Source organism: Reyranella sp. (assembly GCF_965249915.1).
Classification (GTDB): domain Bacteria; phylum Pseudomonadota; class Alphaproteobacteria; order Reyranellales; family Reyranellaceae; genus Reyranella.
The window spans coordinates 2,754,360-2,771,704 of sequence record NZ_OZ252257.1 but is presented as its reverse complement, the minus strand read 5'-3'; the positions used below and the strand labels follow the sequence as shown (position 1 = coordinate 2,771,704).

The 17,345-nt window shown below is 66.2% G+C and carries 16 protein-coding genes; 5 read left to right on the top strand and 11 right to left on the bottom strand.

The window, feature by feature from the left end:
- Positions 1 to 3 precede the first annotated feature (3 nt).
- Together ACP15H_RS13645 and ACP15H_RS13640 are read left to right on the top strand one after the other, a co-directional pair.
- A complete protein-coding gene (locus ACP15H_RS13645; protein ID WP_425066726.1) occupies positions 4 to 3,315 on the top strand; it encodes an error-prone DNA polymerase in 3,312 nt (1,103 codons plus the stop codon).
- 17 nt (positions 3,316 to 3,332) lie between these two features.
- Complete coding sequence (locus ACP15H_RS13640; RefSeq protein WP_425066725.1) at positions 3,333 to 3,701, top strand: hypothetical protein; 369 nt, start codon at positions 3,333 to 3,335, stop codon at positions 3,699 to 3,701.
- A 12-nt stretch (positions 3,702 to 3,713) separates the two neighbouring features.
- On the opposite strand, the gene ACP15H_RS13635 is transcribed toward ACP15H_RS13640, so the two are convergent.
- Positions 3,714 to 4,745 (bottom strand): histone deacetylase family protein, encoded by a 1,032-nt coding sequence (locus tag ACP15H_RS13635; RefSeq protein ID WP_425066724.1) that lies wholly within the window; start codon positions 4,743 to 4,745, stop codon positions 3,714 to 3,716.
- Positions 4,746 to 4,754: 9 nt separating this feature from the next.
- Positions 4,755 to 5,927 carry a CaiB/BaiF CoA transferase family protein gene (locus ACP15H_RS13630; RefSeq protein WP_425066723.1) on the bottom strand — a complete coding sequence of 391 codons (1,173 nt, stop codon included), beginning with the start codon at positions 5,925 to 5,927 and terminating at the stop codon, positions 4,755 to 4,757.
- A gap of 120 nt (positions 5,928 to 6,047) precedes the next feature.
- Here ACP15H_RS13630 and ACP15H_RS13625 point away from each other — a divergent pair, with 120 nt between their 5' ends.
- A complete protein-coding gene (locus tag ACP15H_RS13625; protein ID WP_425066722.1) occupies positions 6,048 to 7,289 on the top strand; it encodes a Zn-dependent hydrolase in 1,242 nt (413 codons plus the stop codon).
- A gap of 132 nt (positions 7,290 to 7,421) precedes the next feature.
- A complete protein-coding gene (locus tag ACP15H_RS13620) occupies positions 7,422 to 8,585 on the top strand; it encodes a benzoate/H(+) symporter BenE family transporter (RefSeq protein ID WP_425066721.1) in 1,164 nt (387 codons plus the stop codon).
- A 106-nt stretch (positions 8,586 to 8,691) separates the two neighbouring features.
- Here ACP15H_RS13620 and ACP15H_RS13615 read toward each other — a convergent pair whose 3' ends face one another.
- The gene (locus ACP15H_RS13615; RefSeq protein WP_425066720.1) at positions 8,692 to 9,270 is read right to left on the bottom strand and encodes a carboxymuconolactone decarboxylase family protein; all 579 of its coding nucleotides are present in this window, start codon (positions 9,268 to 9,270) and stop codon (positions 8,692 to 8,694) included.
- 86 nt (positions 9,271 to 9,356) lie between these two features.
- Between ACP15H_RS13615 and ACP15H_RS13610 the strand changes: the two genes are divergently transcribed.
- Positions 9,357 to 9,668, top strand: coding sequence for a winged helix-turn-helix transcriptional regulator (locus ACP15H_RS13610; protein WP_425066719.1), 312 nt, complete (start codon positions 9,357 to 9,359; stop codon positions 9,666 to 9,668).
- A gap of 12 nt (positions 9,669 to 9,680) precedes the next feature.
- Here ACP15H_RS13610 and ACP15H_RS13605 read toward each other — a convergent pair whose 3' ends face one another.
- The 8 genes from ACP15H_RS13605 to creD form a co-directional block, all read right to left on the bottom strand.
- Positions 9,681 to 10,121 carry a hypothetical protein gene (locus tag ACP15H_RS13605; protein WP_425066718.1) on the bottom strand — a complete coding sequence of 147 codons (441 nt, stop codon included), beginning with the start codon at positions 10,119 to 10,121 and terminating at the stop codon, positions 9,681 to 9,683.
- A complete protein-coding gene (locus ACP15H_RS13600; protein WP_425066717.1) occupies positions 10,118 to 11,302 on the bottom strand; it encodes a sulfite oxidase in 1,185 nt (394 codons plus the stop codon). The genes ACP15H_RS13605 and ACP15H_RS13600 overlap by 4 nt, the downstream gene beginning before the upstream one ends.
- 145 nt (positions 11,303 to 11,447) lie before the next feature.
- Positions 11,448 to 11,978, bottom strand: a complete 531-nt coding sequence (locus ACP15H_RS13595) for a hypothetical protein (protein ID WP_425066716.1) — start codon at positions 11,976 to 11,978, stop codon at positions 11,448 to 11,450.
- A 13-nt stretch (positions 11,979 to 11,991) separates the two neighbouring features.
- Complete coding sequence (locus ACP15H_RS13590) at positions 11,992 to 12,786, bottom strand: ABC transporter permease (RefSeq protein ID WP_425066715.1); 795 nt, start codon at positions 12,784 to 12,786, stop codon at positions 11,992 to 11,994.
- Between the two features lie 10 nt (positions 12,787 to 12,796).
- Positions 12,797 to 13,636: an ABC transporter permease gene (locus ACP15H_RS13585; RefSeq protein WP_425066714.1), complete on the bottom strand. Its 840-nt coding sequence runs from the start codon at positions 13,634 to 13,636 to the stop codon at positions 12,797 to 12,799.
- 4 nt (positions 13,637 to 13,640) lie between these two features.
- On the bottom strand, positions 13,641 to 14,651 hold the full coding sequence (locus ACP15H_RS13580) for an ABC transporter ATP-binding protein (protein WP_425066713.1): 1,011 nt from the start codon (positions 14,649 to 14,651) through the stop codon (positions 13,641 to 13,643).
- Position 14,652: 1 nt separating this feature from the next.
- Complete coding sequence (locus tag ACP15H_RS13575) at positions 14,653 to 15,747, bottom strand: polyamine ABC transporter substrate-binding protein (protein ID WP_425066712.1); 1,095 nt, start codon at positions 15,745 to 15,747, stop codon at positions 14,653 to 14,655.
- A 91-nt stretch (positions 15,748 to 15,838) separates the two neighbouring features.
- The gene (gene creD / locus ACP15H_RS13570; protein ID WP_425066711.1) at positions 15,839 to 17,218 is read right to left on the bottom strand and encodes a cell envelope integrity protein CreD; all 1,380 of its coding nucleotides are present in this window, start codon (positions 17,216 to 17,218) and stop codon (positions 15,839 to 15,841) included.
- Between the last annotated feature and the right edge of the window lie 127 nt (positions 17,219 to 17,345).

Genomic DNA, 17,345 nt, shown 5'->3' with positions numbered 1-17,345 from the left:
TCCATGGATTACGCCGAGCTCCAGGTCACGACCAACTACAGTTTCCTGCGCGGCGGCTCGCATCCGCAGGAGCTGGTGGACCAGGCGATCAAGCTCGGCCACACCGCCATCGGCATCGCCGATCGCAACACCCTGGCCGGAGTCGTGCGAGCCTTCGCGGCGTCGCGCGGGGAGAAGAAAGCCGATCCCGACAGGATCAAGCTGCTGGTCGGCAGTCGTCTCGAGACGCGCGATGGCTATTCGCTGCTCGTCTATCCGACCGATCTCGACGCCTACAAGCGCCTCTCCCGTCTGCTGACCCTGGGCAACCGTCGCACCGGGAAGGGGCAGTGCGACATCGGCTTCGATGACCTTGCCGAACATGCCGAGGGACTGTTGGCGATCGTGTTGCCGCCCCGCCGGCCCGAAGAGCCCGCTTTCCGCGACCGGCTGCAACGCCTCGCAGAGCTGTTTGGCGACCGCTGCTATCTGGCCGGGACCATGCTGTTTCGCGGCGACGATGCCCGCCGGCTGGCGGCCCTCGACGATCTCGCCAGCGAGACGGGCGTGACGTTCGTTGCCACCAACGACGTGCACTATCATGTGCCCGAGCGGCGTGCGCTGCAGGATGTGGTGACGGCGATTCGGGTAGGCTGCACCGTCGACGATCTGGGTTTCCGTCGCTTCGCCAGCGCCGAACGCCACCTCAAGGAACCGGTCGAGATGGTCCGCCTGTTCCGCCGCCATCCGCACGCCATCGCTGCCACGCAGGAGATCGTTCGGCGCTGCACCTTTTCGCTGCGCCAGCTCACCTATCAGTATCCGGTCGTCTACGAAGGCGGCGAGATGCCCATGGACAAGCTCACGCGCCTCACCTGGGAAGGCGCGGCGTGGCGCTATCCCGACGGTGTTCCGGAGGAGGTGGCCAGTACGATCCGGAAGGAATTCGAGCTCATCGCGCGGAAGGAAATCGCACCCTATTTCCTGACGGTGCATGAGATCGTGATGGAGGCACGCAGGCGCGGAATCCTGTGCCAGGGCCGCGGCTCGGCCGCCAATTCCGCGGTCTGCTATTGCCTTGGTATCACCTCGGTGAATCCAAAGGAGACGAAAGTGCTTTTCGAGCGCTTTCTCTCGAATTCCCGGAACGAGCCACCTGACATCGACGTCGATTTCGAGCACGAGCGCCGCGAAGAGATCATCCAGTGGATCTACGAGGAAAAGCATCGCTCGAAGGCCGCCCTGGCCGCCACGGTGATCTCTTTCAGGAGCCGCAGTGCCATCCGTGAGGTCGGCAAGGTGCTAGGCCTCTCGCCCGACACGGTGGGGGTGATGGCCGACACGGTGTGGGGGATGGGCTCGACCGGTGTGAAGGCCGAACATGTGCGGGAAGCCGGCCTCGATCCGATGGATGCGCGCATCATGCTGGCGCTCGAACTCTCGTCTGCCTTGTGCGGATTCCCGCGCCATCTTTCCCAGCATGTCGGCGGCTTTGTTCTCACCCAGGACCGGCTCGACGAGCTGGTGCCGATTCAGAATGCGGCGATGAAGGATCGCACCGTCATCGAGTGGGACAAGGACGATCTCGACGTGCTGAACATTTACAAGGTCGACGTGCTGGCGCTGGGCATGCTGACGGCCTTGCGCAAGAGCTTCACGATGATCGAGGCGCATTTCGGCAAGAAGCTGGATCTCAACATGCGGCCGGACGACCCAGGCGTCTACGAGATGCTGTGCCGCGCCGACTCGGTCGGCGTCTTCCAGGTCGAGAGCCGGGCGCAGATGTCCATGCTCCCGCGCCTGAAACCCAGGGAGTATTACGACCTGGTCGTCGAGGTGGCGATCGTGCGGCCGGGGCCTATCCAGGGCGGCATGGTGCATCCCTATCTGAAGAACCGGGCAAACCCCGACGCCGTCGTCTATCCGAAGCCGGAACTCGAAGCCGTCTTGAAGAGAACCCTGGGCGTTCCCCTGTTCCAGGAACAGGCGATGCAGATCGCCATCGATGGGGCAGGTTTCTCGCCGGAGAAGGCCGACGAACTGCGTCGCGCCATGGCGACGTTCCGGCACAACGGCACGATCTACAAGTTCAAGACCCCCTTCATCGAAGGCATGAAGAAGAACGGCTACGAGGAAGACTTCGCCGAACGCTGCTTCAAGCAGATCGAGGGGTTCGGCGAGTACGGTTTTCCGGAAAGCCACGCCGCGAGCTTCGCGATCCTGGTCTACGCCTCGTCCTACGTGAAGTACTACTATCCAGAGGTCTTCGCCGCGGCTCTGCTCAATTCGCAGCCGATGGGTTTTTATGCGCCCGCCCAGCTCGTGCGGGACGCACGCGATCATGGCGTCGAGATCCTGCCGCCCGACATCAATGCCAGCGACCGCGACTGCACCCTGCAATCGGGGAAGAACAATCGCTGTGCCCTGCGTCTCGGCCTGCGCCAGGTGACGGGCCTTTCCGAGGAGGCCGCCGACAGGATGGTCGAACGCCGTGGCGCGATCCCCTATAGCGATCCTGCCGACCTTTGGCGGCGCAGCGGTCTGGCTAAGAAGCAGATCTTAGCCCTGGCCCGCGCCGATGCCTTCGCATCGCTCAACCTCACACGCCGCGACGTGTTGTGGGCGGTGCGCGGCTTTGCCGATGGGCAGTTGCCCCTGCTCGACGCCCAACCGCGGGTGCGCGACCTGGAACCCTCTGTCACTTTGCCGAATCTCACGATGGGCGAGCAGGTGGTGGATGATTACAGCAGCTTCTCGATGTCGCTGCGTTCGCATCCGCTGGAGCTGCTGCGAACGACCTTCGCGGGACAGGGATTCTCCAGCACGGAAGTACTGCAGGCCTCGAAGAACGGTGATGTCCTCACCCTGGCCGGCCTCGTGCTGGTGCGCCAACGGCCCGGCACGGCTTCCGGCGTGGTCTTCGTCACTCTCGAGGACGAATTCGGCATCGCCAATCTCGTGGTCTGGCCCACGGTGTTCGACGCGTATCGTCGCGTCGTGATGGGCGCGCGCATGCTGGGCGTGCGAGGACGCATCCAGTGCGAGGGAGAGAAGCAGTACAGGGTGATCCACCTCGTCGCCGAGGAGATCTGGGACCTGTCGGCCGAGCTCGATTCGATCTCCGAACTCGACCTTTTCCACCTGACCCACCCTCGCGGCGATGAGGTTCGCAGCGATCCGGGGGACCGCCGCGTGAAGGTGGCGGAAGCCAATGCCACACGCCATCGTTCCAGCAGGACTGTGCCGGCCAAGCCAACCGCCAAGCCCGATTACGACCGCAGCCGCATCGTCCTCGACCGGCCCAGGATTCGCATCCATAGTCGTGACTTCCACTGACTCTGGCTGCCGCCTCCTTGCGCACGATCTCGATCTTTCTCCTCGCGCTGGCGTTCGCTACGCCCGCAGCCTCCCAGGCGCTGGAAGATTGTCCCTCCTATGTGCCGAGCATCCTCGAAACCTGGATCGCGTCACCTGATCTCAGGCTCGCGGCCTATGGCTACACCTGTCGCATGATCAACATCGACAGGACGCTGAGCCAGGCGATGCGCGAGGGCGTGCAGGCCAACGACAGCTCGGCCTGGATCGAAACCTATCGACGGACCCTCGAACGGGTCCGCGAGGCCAGCGCCGTCAACCGCCGCTGGGCCGGCGCCGAGGCCACCCGCAATCTCGCCGTCCTCACGCGCCTCGAAGTGAAATACCGCCGGCTCGCCGAGCCCTGACAGCCGCGTGCGCTAGGCGCCGCGGCCTTTCTCGAAGCCGGCGAGGAACTGGACCAGGTTGCGGCCGAGATCGTCGCCGAGATAGCCGCCTTCCTGCACGAGCACCGTCGGCAGGCCCATGCGCGCAATCTTCTCGGCCATGGCATGGAAGCCGGCGCCGGTGACCTTGAGACCCTGCAGCGGATCGCTCTCGCTGGCGTCGAGGCCCAGCGCCACGACCAGCGCGCTGGGCTGGAATTCGCGGATGCGTGCGAGGGCCTTGTCTGCGGCCTCGAGCCACGGTGCATCGGGCGAGCCCAACGGCAGCGGCAGGTTGAGGTTGAAGCCCTCGCCCTTGCCCGCGCCGTGCTCGTGCGCGTGGCCCCAGAAGAAGGGGTAGTAATGGTCGGGATCGGCGTGGATCGAGACGGTGAGTACGTCGTCGCGCTCGTAGAAGATGCCCTGCGTGCCGTTGCCGTGATGCACGTCGACATCGAGGATCGCCACGCGCCCGTGTCTGCCGCGCAGTCGCTGCGCCGCGACGGCGGTGTTGTTCAGGAAGCAGAAGCCGCCCGCCATGTCGGCATAGGCGTGATGGCCCGGCGGCCGGCAGAGCGCGTAGGCATGGTCCTCGCCCGCCAGCACCATGTCGGCGACCGTGGCGGCGACCTCGGTGGCGGCGAGGGCCGCGTCCCAGGTGTGCGGGCCGATCGGGCAGCCAGTATCGACCTGATGCCAGCCGGCGCGGCCGGCCAGCGCCTTCGGATAGGAGGCATGGGCGCGCGCCGGATGGACGTTGGGCACGACCTCCGGACCCGCACCCGGAAGCTTCGCCCATTCGCGCGCGGCGATCTGCAGGAAGTCGAGATACTCCGGCGTATGCACGGTGGCCGCCGGCGCCGGACCGTATGACCCCGGCGGCACGATCGTGTGGCCGGCTTCCGTGGCGGCGGCCAGCAGGCGGGTGGCGCGCTCGGGCTGCTCGGCGCTGCGCTGCTTGGTGCCCCGCACCACGAAGTGCTGCGGATCGTGCTGGGCGTGCTTCTCGGAATAGACGATCTTCACGGTGGGACCTCAGGTCGTGGCGATGGCCTTCGCCGACTTCAGCGCGGCGATCTCATCATCGCTATAGCCCACCTCGCGCATGATCTCGACCGTGTGCTCGCCGATGCCGGGCGACTTCTGCCGCGTCTCGACCGGCGCGGCCGACAGCTTGATCGGATTGGCCGCCGACTTCACCGGGCCGATGCCGGGATAGTCGATCTCCAGCACGCTGCCGCGCGCCCTGGCATGGTCGCTCGCGATTACGTCGCTCACCTTGTAGGCGGCGGAGCAGGGCATGCCGGCGGGGATCAGCTTTTCGAGCAGCTCGTCGGCGGTGTGCTCCAGAAAATAGGCCTCGATCGTTCCTTCGAGGAGCGCCCGATGGGCGACGCGGCCGGCATTGGTCTTGAAGCGTTCGTCGTCGAGCCAGTCCTTCCGGCCGAGCGCGCTGCAGAGCAGGCGCCAGAAGGCATCGTTGGTGCCGGCCACGAACACCGGCTGCGTCTTGGTCGGGAACACGCGCAGCGGGCAGAGGATCGTGTTCGAGGTCCCCATGCGCTCGGGATTCTCGCCGGTGAGGCCATGGTTGGTGATCCAGTGGCTCATCATGTGCATGCCGACATCGAACAGCGACAGGTCGAGCCGCTGGCCCTTGCCGGTCTTGATCCGGTGCAGCAGCGCGAAGGCGATGCCGCCGGCGCAGGCGAGGCCGGTGGAATAGTCGATGGGCGCCGTGCCGACGCGGCACATCTCGCCCTGATAGGGGCCGGTCGCATCCATCAGGCCGATCTCGGCCTGGATGCAGGGATCGTAGCCGGCGCGTGGCGAATAGGGGCCGGTCTGGCCGTAGCCCGAGATCGAGGCATAGACGGTCTGCGGATTGACCTTCGAGACGACGTCCCAGCCGAAGCCCAATTTGTCGATCACGCCCGGCGTGAAGGCCTCCATGAACACATCGGCCTTCTTCACCAGCCGCATCAGCACATCCTTGCCGCCCTCGCTGCGCAGATCGATCGCCAGGCCGCGCTTGTTGCGATTCATCGACGGTACCCAGGCGCCGCCGAAATGCGGACGGAAATGCTCGCCGTTCAGCGGCTCGACCTTGATCACGTCGGCGCCCATGTCGCCCAGGATCTGGCCGGCCGTGGGGCCGGCGATGACCTGCGTGAGGTCGAGAACGAGCGTATCGGACAGCGGAAGCATGCGATGAAATTCCTCCTGAACTTAACCCATGCAAGACGACGCAGACCTGCTCAAGCACTTCGTTTCGCTGGCTGGCATTTGCTATGGTCGCGGCTTGTCTTGATCCGGAGTCCACAGCCAATGAATGCCAGCGACCGCCCCAATCTCCGCGTAGATCATGACCGGCTGTGGTCGAGCCTGATGGAGCTGGGCAAGATCGGCGGCACGGAGAAGGGGGGCGTCTGCCGAATCGCACTGACCGACCTCGACCGGCAGGGGCGCGATCTCTTCGTGCGCTGGGCCAAGGAAGCGGGCTGCACGATCAAGGTCGACCAGCTGGGCAACGTCTTCGCCCGTCGCGAGGGACGCGATCCGGCGAAGCCACCGGTGATGACCGGATCCCATCTCGACACCCAGCCGACCGGCGGCAAGTTCGACGGCGCCTATGGCGTGATGGCAGGGCTCGAAGTGCTGCGCGTGCTGCATGATTCGAACTATGTCACCGAGGCGCCGATCGAGGTCGCCGTCTGGACCAACGAGGAAGGCTGTCGCTTTGCGCCGGCGATGGTCGCGTCGGGCGTGTTCGGCGGCGCCTTCACCCTGGAGCATGCCTTGTCGATCAAGGACCGCGACGGCGTGAGCTTCGGCGAGGCGCTGAAGCAGATCGGCTATGACGGCAAGGAGCCGGTCGGCGGCCGGCCGGTCGGTGCCTTCTTCGAGGCGCATATCGAGCAGGGGCCGATCCTGGAGCGTGAGAAGAAGACGATCGGCGTCGTCACGGGCGCGCAGGGCCAGCGCTGGTACGAGGTCAACTGGACGGGCATGGAGAGTCACGCCGGCACGACGCCCATGGAAGGACGCCGCGATGCGCTGGTCGGTGCGGCCGAACTGATCGTGGAGTGCCGCCGCATCGGCAACCGCCCCAACGGCCGCTCGACCATCGGCGTCATCGAGAGCCAGCCGCAGGCGCGCAACACCATTCCGGGCCGCGTCTTCATGACGGTCGACTTCCGCCATCCCGACGATGGCGAGCTCACGAAGATGGATGCCGAGATGCGCGCCGCCGCGGCCGACATCGCCAGGCGGCATCGGCTCGAGGTCAAGATCGAACAGATCTGGTATTTCCCGCCGTCGCCCTTCGCGAAGGAGTTGGTCGACGCGGTGCGCCGCGGCGCCGAGCAGGCAGGCTATCCGCACATGGACATCGTGAGCGGCGCCGGCCACGACGCCTGCTATGTCAGCCGCGTCGCCCCGACGGCGATGGTGTTCGTGCCCTGCAAGGACGGCGTCAGCCACAACGAGATCGAGGACGCCAGCAAGAGCGACGTCGGTGCCGGCGCGCAGATCCTGCTGCAGGCAATGGTCGAGCGCGCGAATGCTTGATCCGGCGCACGGCGATCTTTGGACGAAGTCTGTCATCCCGAGCCGCAGGCGAGAGACCTTTGATCGCTGTAGAGAGGGGGCCCTCGCTTCGCTCGCGATGACACCGAGGTTGGCCTCCGCAAACGTGCGCCCATGAAATCGGCTGGTCTCGTTTCCGTCGCGGCCGCTGCCCTGGTCGCGACGATCGCCGGCGTGGGCGGCACCTTGCCGGTCGTGCTGGCGGCCGCGCAGGCGGTGGGCGCGACGCCCGACCAGGCGAGTTCGTGGGTCTCTGGCCTTGGCCTCGCGACGGCCGTCAGCGCGCTGATCCTCAGTGTCCGTTACCGCATGCCGATCATCACCGCCTGGTCGACGCCGGGCGCGGCGCTGATCGCGTCGACCTCCGGCGTGCCGAGCTTCGCGGCGGCTGTCGGCGCCTTCGTGCTCGCAGCGCTCCTGATCCTGCTGACCGCCGCGGTGAAGCCGCTCGGCCGGCTGATCGGGAAGATTCCGCCCAGCATCGCCGCGGCCATGCTGGCGGGCATCCTGCTGCGGCTCGTCATGGCGATGGTCGAGCATGTGCCGTCCGCGCCGCTGCTGGTCCTGCCGTTGATCGCGCTGTTCCTGGTGGCGCGCATCTTCTTCCCGGCTCTCGCCTCGCTGATCGTGCTGGTGGGCGGCGCGCTGCTCGCCTGGTCGCTCGGGCTGGTGAAGCCACTGCCGTCGCCCGGCCTCTCGACCCTGGTCGTCACCGCGCCGGCATGGGACGTGGCCACGCTCGTCGGTCTGGGCGTGCCGCTCTATCTCGTCACCATGGCGTCGCAGAACCTGCCGGGCTTCGCGGTGCTGCGCGGCTCGGGCTACCAGCCGCCGACGCAGCCCATCCTGGCGGTGACGGGGGCGGCATCGCTCGGCACGGCGTTCCTCGGCGCCCACACGTCGAACCTCGCCGCCATCTCGGCGGCGCTGTGCACCGGCCCCGACGCCCATCCCGATCCGGCTCAACGCTGGAAGGCGGGGCCGTTCTACGCCCTGTTCTGGGGGCTTATCGCGCTGTTCGGCGCCTCGCTGGTCGGCCTGTTCGGCGCTCTGCCACCGGCGCTGCTGGCCACCGTCGCCGGCACGGCGCTGCTGGGCTCGATGGCCGGCGCACTGGGGATCGCTCTGGCGGGCGACCAGGACCGCCTGGCGGCGGCCGGCACGTTGGCCGTCACCGTCTCGGGCGTCACCCTGATGGGCGTCGGCTCGGCCTTCTGGGGCCTCGTCTTCGGGCTGCTGATCCTCGGGGTCGACCGCCTCACGAAGGCGAAGCGCTAGCAGGCTGTTGAATGGGTTTTTGCAGCTGCCGGAAGGAAATATCGGCCCGTCCACGGTACCAGGATACCCTGCTTGGAGGGTGCGACTCTGGCTTCGTTTGATTCGTTTATTGCGTTTGTTTCGTTTGTGCGCCCGGCCGATGCCCGTCCGGGAAGCGTGCAGCGTAGGCTTCGAGCGGCAGGTCGAGGGCGCGGCAGAGGAAGCTGATCGTGTGGTAGTAGCCCACCAGCGCGATCGCTTCGATCATCTGCGCCTCGTCGAAATGCGCGGCGAGTTCCGCCCACGCGTCGTCACCGATGGTGCGGCGGTCGACCAGATCGTCGACGGCAGCCAGCAGCGCCCGTTCGTCGGGCGACCAGCAGGGGGCATCGGCCGGTCCGTGGACGGTCGCGGCGATCTTCTCCGCGTCGAAGCCGACCTTGTCCGCAAAGAAGGCGACGTGGACGCCCCATTCATACTCGGCTCCGAGTCGCGCCGTCGTGCGATCGATCACGACCTCGCGCTGGCGCAGCGAGAGGGCGCCCTTGTCGAGGAGACCGCCGGCAAACATCTTGCCGAAGACGCGCGGGTTGCGCGCCATCGTGCGGAACAGGACCAGCGGCGCCACGCCCGGAGGCATGGTGCGGGCCAGGGCGGCTTCGATCTCCGGCGGGTAGGGCGCGTCGGCGGGAACGATGCGGGGCATGGAAGGTCTCCGGTCTGTTTGCTACATATTCCGTAGCAATAGAAAAAGCTTGCCGCTACAGAAAATGTAGTAACGGAGTGTAATAGATGGTGAAGAGGGTGCGCGGCTCGACGACCGGCCGCCCGATCATGGCGCTGCTCGACCTGCTGGGCCGGCGCTGGACCCTGCGCATCGTCTGGGAGCTGCGCGAGGAGCCCAGGCGCTTCCGCGAGATTCAGGACCTGATCGGCGCCAGCCCGACGATCGTGAACACACGGCTCGCCGAGCTGCGCGAGGCGAAGCTGGTCGAGCTCGACGAGGCGGCGGGCTACCGGCTCACGGCGCTGGGGAAAGAGCTGCTGCGGCTGTTCCTGCCGCTGCACGTCTGGTCGGAGAAGTGGGCGAAGGCAACGAGCTAGCCTTCGCCCCGTCTACTTCAGGAACGGGTTGTCGCTGCCGCGTCCCTTGCGGCGGGGCGGGAAACTCTCGGCGAGATAGTCGAGGATCTCCGAGCGCTCCTCGGCCTTGATCGGCGGCATGCGATGCTTCTCCAGCATCAGGTCGATGGTCGAGTCCCAGAGGTCGCGCGTCAGGCCCTGGGCCTTGATCAGCGCCACGCCGTGGCAGGCCGTGCACGTATAGAACGTCAGCTCGCGGTTCTTGCCCTCGGGCAGGTCCTCGACCTTGTCGTTGTGCGGCGGCGGCTTGCCCTTGTCGGGATCGACGACAGGCGCCGCCGCCGCCACCTTGGGCGCCGGCGGCACGTAGACATACTTGTCCCTGTGCAGCTCGCCGGCGCGATCGAAGGCGAGCAGCACGAACGTCGCCGTCACGCCGAGGACGGCGGCGTGTATCACAGTGATCTTGCTCAAGATTCGACGAGCACGCGGATGCGGTTGATCGGATTGGCGCCGTAGCCTTGCGGGTTCCAGTTGGCGGCCTGGAAGGGCTGGGTCACCCCCTTGCTGTCGGTCGCCTTGGCCCACACCTCGTAGTATCCCGTGGTCGGCAGCTCGATCGAGGCGCTGAAGTTCTGCCAGGCGTATTTGTTGGCCGGTGCGTCGACCTTTGCCGGCTTCCAGGTGACACCGTAGTCGGTCGAGATGTCGACGGTCTTGATGTCGAAGTCGCCGGCCCAGGCATGGCCGCGCAGGTCGAGCTTCCGCGAGGTGAGGCGTGCCCCGTCGGCCGGGAAGGTGATGATCGAGCGGACGGGCATCGATTCCAGGATCGCCATGTCCTTGTCGTTGCCCTTGCTGCCGGGGACGATCGGCGTCTTGGGCACGCGGTAGGAGAAGCCGCCCATGCCGGGACCGTCATGCTCCTTGTCGCGGATCCAGATGCGGTTCAGCCACTTGGTCGACGCCGAAGCGGGCCAGCCCGGGATGACGAGCCGCACCGGCGCACCGTGGATCAGCGGCAGGTCCTGGCCGTTGAGCTTGAAAGCGATAATGGAGTGTTCCTCCATCGCCTTGGCGATCGGCACGCCGCGCGAGATTGTGGGCTTGTCGGTTTCGCCGGCCAGCGTGGGATCGGCACCGTACGCACCGGTATAGACGGCGGAGGGCTTCAGGCCGGCGGCCTTCAGCACGTCGGCCAGACGCACGCCGGTCCACATCGGGCAACCCGCGCCACCGTTGGTCCACTGGTTGCCACGCGCCTCGGGGGAGAAGAACGACCGGCCGTTGCCGCCGCACTCCAGCATCAGCTGGTAGGTGACGGCGGGAAACCTGGTCATCAGGTCGCCGACCGTGATCTCCAGCGGGGTGTTGACCTCGCCGTCGATCTTGACCTTCCACGCCTTGGGATCGCCCGTGATGTCGGGCACCTGTCCGTTGTTGCGGATGAAGAGCTTGTTGGTCGGGGTGACATTGTCGTCGAGCAGCTCGGCCTGCGTCTCGGCGACCAGCGGCTTGTCGCCCAGCACTGCGAGCTTCACCTTGCCGTCCATCTCGAGAAGCTTGGGTCCCTTCGCGGCCGCCGGCGCGCCCTGCGCCTGAGCCGCGCCACCGACGGGCAGAGAAGCCCCCAACGATGCACCGACAGTGGCCATACCGACCCCCTTCAGCACATTACGCCGTGATGCCTTGGACGTTCCGGAACGCAGCATTTTTTCCTCCCTGAGGTGGTTTTCTTAGCTCAATCTTTCCGCCACGTCAGCCAGCCGGGCAGGGATCAATGCACAAGCGGCCTAAAACTCACAGCTTCCTGCGCCAGATTCCGTCGGCCTTCTCGAATTCCTTCGAATATTCGTTCTCGATGATGTTGGTCGGGACACCTATCACTTTTCGCGTCTTGGGATGCCGTCCTATTCGGTGATGTCGTTCGGCCCAGCGATACGCTCTTATGTAGATGCTCGGGGGAACCATGCCCGCAGCACTCCAAACGATTCGCTCCAAGCTGTCGGATCTGTCGAGATCTGTTTCAGCGGCCTGTGTCCAAAAGTCGTGATAGAGCCCATTTTCAAAAGAGAGATAGTGGGTCATCCCGCTAGAATGCCGGAGGCACACTGAAGTCGGTGGATCGCCTTCGAGTTCGATATCGAAATGCAGCCTGGGTTTCAGGATTTGCAGAGCTTCGTAGAGGATGTCGACGCTCGGCGGCCGTGCCTCGAGTTCGCGAATGCGTTGCTCACACTCTTGCATCTCAGCCCAGAATTCATCTGGAGGGGTGTCCGGATCTTGCCTTCTGGAGAAGCCAAGCACTCGGGCGAGCAAGGTCTTGAACAACGATCGTTCTCCTCTACCCGCGCGGTCGCCGCGTCAGCCAGCCGGACAGGATCAGTGCACAGGCCGCGACCGTGACGATGATGGTGGCGAGCACGTTGATCTGCGGGTCGACGCCCAGCCGGACGCTGGAATAGACGCGCATCGGCAGGGTCTGCGACTGCGCCCCGGCGACGAACTGGGTCAGGATCAGATCGTCCAGCGACAGGGTGAAGGCGAGCAGCCAGCCCGAGCCCACGGCCGGCGCGATCAGGGGCAGGGTGATGGTGCGGAAGGTCACCCAGGGCGTGGCGCCGAGATCCATCGCCGCCTCTTCCAACGCGCGGTCGAAGTCGGAGAGACGGGCCTGCACGACGATCGCCACGAAGGCGATCGAGAAGGTGGTGTGGGCGATGGCGATGGTGAGGAAGCCGCGGTCCGGGCCGCCGAACAGTCGCTCCGAACCGACGAACAGCAGCAGCATCGAGATGCCCATGACGACTTCGGGCATCACCATGGGAGCGATCACGAGGCTGCCGAACAGGGTGCGCCCGGGAAAGCGTGGCGCACGCGCCAGCGCGTAGCCGGCGGCGAGACCGAGCAGCGCCGCGCCGGTCGCGCTCACCAGCGCGATGCGCAGCGACAGCCACGCGGCCTGCAGCATCGCCTCGTTGGCGAACAATGCGTGCCACCATTTCAGGGAAAAGCCCGACCAGACGGTGACGAGGCGCGATTCGTTGAACGAATAGACGATCACCAGCGCGATCGGCAGGTAGAGGAAGGCATAGCCGAAGGCCAGCATGCCGAAGGCGAAGCGGGCGGGCCCCCTCATGCTAGGGATCTCATGGGCGCCGCTCCAGGCTGCGGGCCTGGTTGCGCTGGAAGAGCGCGATCGGGCCGACCAGCAGCACCAGCAGGCAGACCGCGACCGCCGAGGCCAGCGGCCAGTCGCCGTTGGTGAAGAACTCGTCCCACAGCACCTTGCCGATCATCAGCGTCTCGGTGCCGCCCAGCAGATCCGGGATCACGAATTCGCCGACCGCCGGGATGAAGACCAGCAGGCAGCCGGCGACGATACCGGGCAGCGACAGCGGCAGGGTGATGGTGAGGAAGGCCGCGAAAGGCTTGGCGCCGAGATCGGCTGCCGCTTCGAGCAGGCCGTGGTCGAGCTTCTCGAGGGTGGCGTAGAGCGGCAGCACCATGAAGGGCAGGTAGGCGTAGACGATGCCGAGATGGACCGCCCATTCGGTGCCGAGGATCGTGCCGGGATTCGACGCGAGGCCGCTCCAGCGCAGGAACTGCTCGATCAGGCCGTTGTCGGCCAGCAGGCCCATCCAGGCATAGATGCGGATCAGGAACGAGGTCCAGAAGGGCAGGACGACCAGCATCAGCAGCAGCGGACGCCGGTTGGGCGCGGCGCGCGCGATGGCATAGGCCATGGGATAGCCCAGTAGCAGGGTCACGAGGGTCGACGTCGCCGCGATGCGCAGGGAGGAGAGCCAGGCCGCCAGATAGAGATCGTCGGAGAAGAGCAGCGCGAAGCTCTTGAAGCTGAGGCCCAGCTCGACCGGCGGCACCGAGTCGGGCGCATAGGTTCCCAGCGAGATGGCCAGCACCAGCAGGCAGGGCAGCAGGAAGAAGATCCCGAGCCACAGGAACGGGAGCCCGATGACGAACCGCATCGCCTCAGGCCTCCAGCCTCTGGCCGGCCTCGTCCGCCCAGCCCAGCCAGACAGGCCGGCCGCGCGCGAAGACGGCGCTGGCGTTGCGGCTGGTGTTGGTCGTCGAGACGGTCATCGTGCCGTGGGCATCGGTCTCGACATGATAGAGCGAGCGGTCGCCCTCATAGGCGACATCGACGATCCGGCCGGCAACGGTCTGTGGCAGGGCGGGCCGGTCGGCCGAGAGCGTGATCTTCTCGGGCCGCAGCGCCATCCAGCCGCCGCCGTCGAGCGCGATGATATTGGCGATGCCGATGAAGTCCGCCACGAAGCGCGAGGCCGGGTGCTCGTAGACCTCGTGTGGCGTGCCGATCTGGGCAATCCGGCCGGCGTTCATCACGGCCAGCCGCGTCGCCATGGACATGGCCTCTTCCTGGTCGTGCGTCACCATGACGAAGGTGAGGCCGAGCTGCTCCTGCAGGCGCACCATCTCGAAGCGGGTGCCCTCGCGCAGCTTGCGGTCGAGCGCGGCCAGCGGCTCGTCGAGCAGCAGTAGCTTGGGCCGCTTCACCAGCGCGCGCGCCAGCGCCACCCGCTGGCGCTGGCCGCCGGAAAGCTGCGACGGCTTGCGCTTCGCATGGTCCTGCAGATGCACGAGCGTCAGGATCTCCTCGACTCTCGCGGCGATCTCGGGGGCCTTCACGCCGTCGCGGCGCAGCCCGTATCCCACGTTGGCTGCCACATCCATGTGCGGGAACAGAGCGTAGGACTGGAACATCATGTTCACCGGGCGCCGGTAAGGCGGCACGTCGGTCATGTCCTGGCCGTCGATGAACAGCCGGCCTTCGTCGGGCGTCTCGAAGCCCGCGAGCATGCGCAGCAGGGTGGTCTTGCCGCAGCCCGAGCCGCCCAGCAGCGCGAACAGCTCGCCGCGCGCGATCTCGAGATCGACGCGATCGACGGCGACGATCGGCCCGAAACGCCGGGTCAGTCCCTCGATGCGAACGATCGGGCCATCGCGAGAGGTGAGGCTCAATTCAACGGCCCGTCTTGACCGAGGTCCACAGGCGCGTGCGCTCGCGCACCTGCTCGGCGGTGCCGGCGGTGAGCGTGTAGAACTTGGCGCGCACGTCGGCCGGCGGATAGATCAGCGGGTTCTCCGAGATGTCCTTGGGCAGCAGGGCGAAGGCCGCCTTGTTGCCGTTGGCATAGCCGGTGAGTTCGGTCGAGGCCGCGGCGACCTTGGCCTCCAGCATGAAGTCGAGGAAGCGGTAGGCATTGGCCTGGTTGGGCGCGTCCTTGGGGATGGCGACCACGTCGATCCAGAGCTGCGAGCCTTCCTTCGGGATCGAATAGGCGATGTCGACCTTGCTGGCCGCGTTGGCGCCGCGATCGCGCGCCTGGAAGATGTCGCCGGAGAAGCCGAAGGCCAGGCAGATGTTCCCGCCGGCCAGCGCGTTGATGTACTCCGAGGAATGGAACTTGCGGACGTAGGGCCGTACCGCCTTCACCACGTCGGCGGCCTTGGCGAGATCCTCCGGCTTCTTCGAATCGGGATCGAGGCCGAGATACTTGAGCGCGGCCGGCAGCACGTCGGTGGCGCTGTCGAGCAACATGACGCCGCAATCCTGGAACTTCGAGACGACCGCCGGATCGAAGATCATGCGCAGCGACTCGACCGGCGCGTCGGGCAGGCGCTTCTTGATCTCGGCGACGTTGTAGCCGATGCCCGTCGTGCCCCACATCCACGGCACGCCATGGGCGTTGCCGGGATCGTACTTGGCCAGAGCCGTCATGATCTCGGGATCGAGGTTCGTCCAGTTCTTGAGCTTCGCCTTGTCGAGGGGCAGGAAGATGTTGGCCTGGAGCTGGCGCACGAAGAACGGCGAGGCCGTCGGCACGACGATGTCGTAGCCCGACTTGCCGGTGCGCAGCTTGGCGTCGAGGATCTCGTTGCTGTCGTAGGTCGTGTAGTTGACCTTGATGCCGGTATCCCTGGCGAAGTCCTTGACTTGGTCTTCGGCGATGTAATCCGACCAGTTGTAGACGTTGACCGAGCCCTGGGCGAATGCCGGCAGAGCGACCGATGCGGCAGCAAGGCCGAGCAGGGAAAGCACAATTGAAGGACGCATCGGGAGGCTCCGGAATGACCGGGCGCATAATTCCGGGCGCCCCTGCGAAAGGCAAGCGGCGAGCTGCCAGGCAGCCCGCCGCATTTGCCGCCTACACGGGCGCTGCCCGATGCAGGTTGCGCGTGAACCACATCGCCAGCGACAGCACGGCGAAGAGCATCAGCGAGCCCGCCAGGAGGGCAACGTCCTCGAGCTGCAGCAGGCTGTAGAGGCCGGCATAGAGCCCTGCCAGGACCGTGCCGAATGCCAAGGCCGGGCCGCGCCTGCGATGAAGGGTCCAGCTATAGAGGGTCGCCTGCATCACGACGGCCGCCGCGCTCACCAGATAGGCGCCGCCGAAGCCGATCTGTTCGCTGAGAGACAGGAGCAGCAGGTAGAAGATGCAAAGGGCAAGCCCGATCAGCACATACTGCATCGGGTGCGGACGGGTGCCGGTTGCCGTCTCGACGAGCAGGCCGGCGGCCAACGTCAGGCCGATGAACAGGATGCCGTATTTTATGGCACGGTCCGTTTCGCGATAGGCATCGATCGGCGTGAGCAACGTGACGCCGAAGGACGAATCGATGACCGTCTGCGAAGAAGGGTCGTTGTTCACGCTCCTGCTGTCCCAGAGCTGGCTGTAGGGGCGGCCGAGATGGGACGTCGTCCATTTCGCGCTGAATCCGTCGGCTCCGACGGACTGCGTGATCGGCAGATAACGTCCGGTGAAGCTCGGCGAAGGCCAAGGCGAGGTGATCGTCGCCTCGGTACGGCGGCCGAGCGGCGTCAGGGCGAAATTGGTGCTGCCGGCTAGCGAGATCCGGAACCGGACCGTGATCGTTTCCGGCGTCGGTTGCGCGTCCGAGCCGATCGACGCCGTGAGCGATGACAGCAATTTGCCAGAACCCGCCCCCCATTCGACGGTCTGGCCGTTGACGTCGATCGAGGTGACGTCGATCGATCGCGGCTCGGTGACGCCGATTTCGAGGCGGGCCTGCTGCCAATTAGAGCGGCGCCCATCCGAGAGGAGGTCCTGGAAGGCTTTGGTCTGGAATTCGGCGACCACGTCCAGGGTCGTCGAGTAAACGGCCATGGCGAAGAGGCCGCGGCGGCGCTGCTCCGGCAGGATCTTGCCGTCGATCGTCAGCCGTTCGGGGAGGAGTGTCAGCGTCCCGTCGCGCGATGCTGTCCCGTCGGTCTTGTAGGGCAGGATCAGCATCGGGCCGGTGAACGTCTGCGGCCCGCCCCACGCGGTGACGATGTTCTGCTTCGCCTGCTCCTGATAGGTCTGGCGGTCGGAGATCACGCCGCCGATCAGGCCGAGCGGGATTGTCAGCAACATCGTCAGCGCAGCCAGAATGGCGGCGCGCGCCGGCAGGCTGCCAGCCAGCAGGTAGCGATGGACCGTGAGGAGGAAACCCGGTTCGCGCGGGTAGTGTGGGCCCGGCGGCTCGGGCGGCACAGGGGGCGGCGGGGCGGCAGTATCTGTCATCGAATGTCTCCGGTGTTGGACGCTCTGCCAGGCTGACGATCCGAGATGCAGGCGGGGCACAGGAGTTGTGGAGATTTCATGCAAATGCGCGCCTTGCGGTCGACACGACCGGCATGCGCGCTACAGT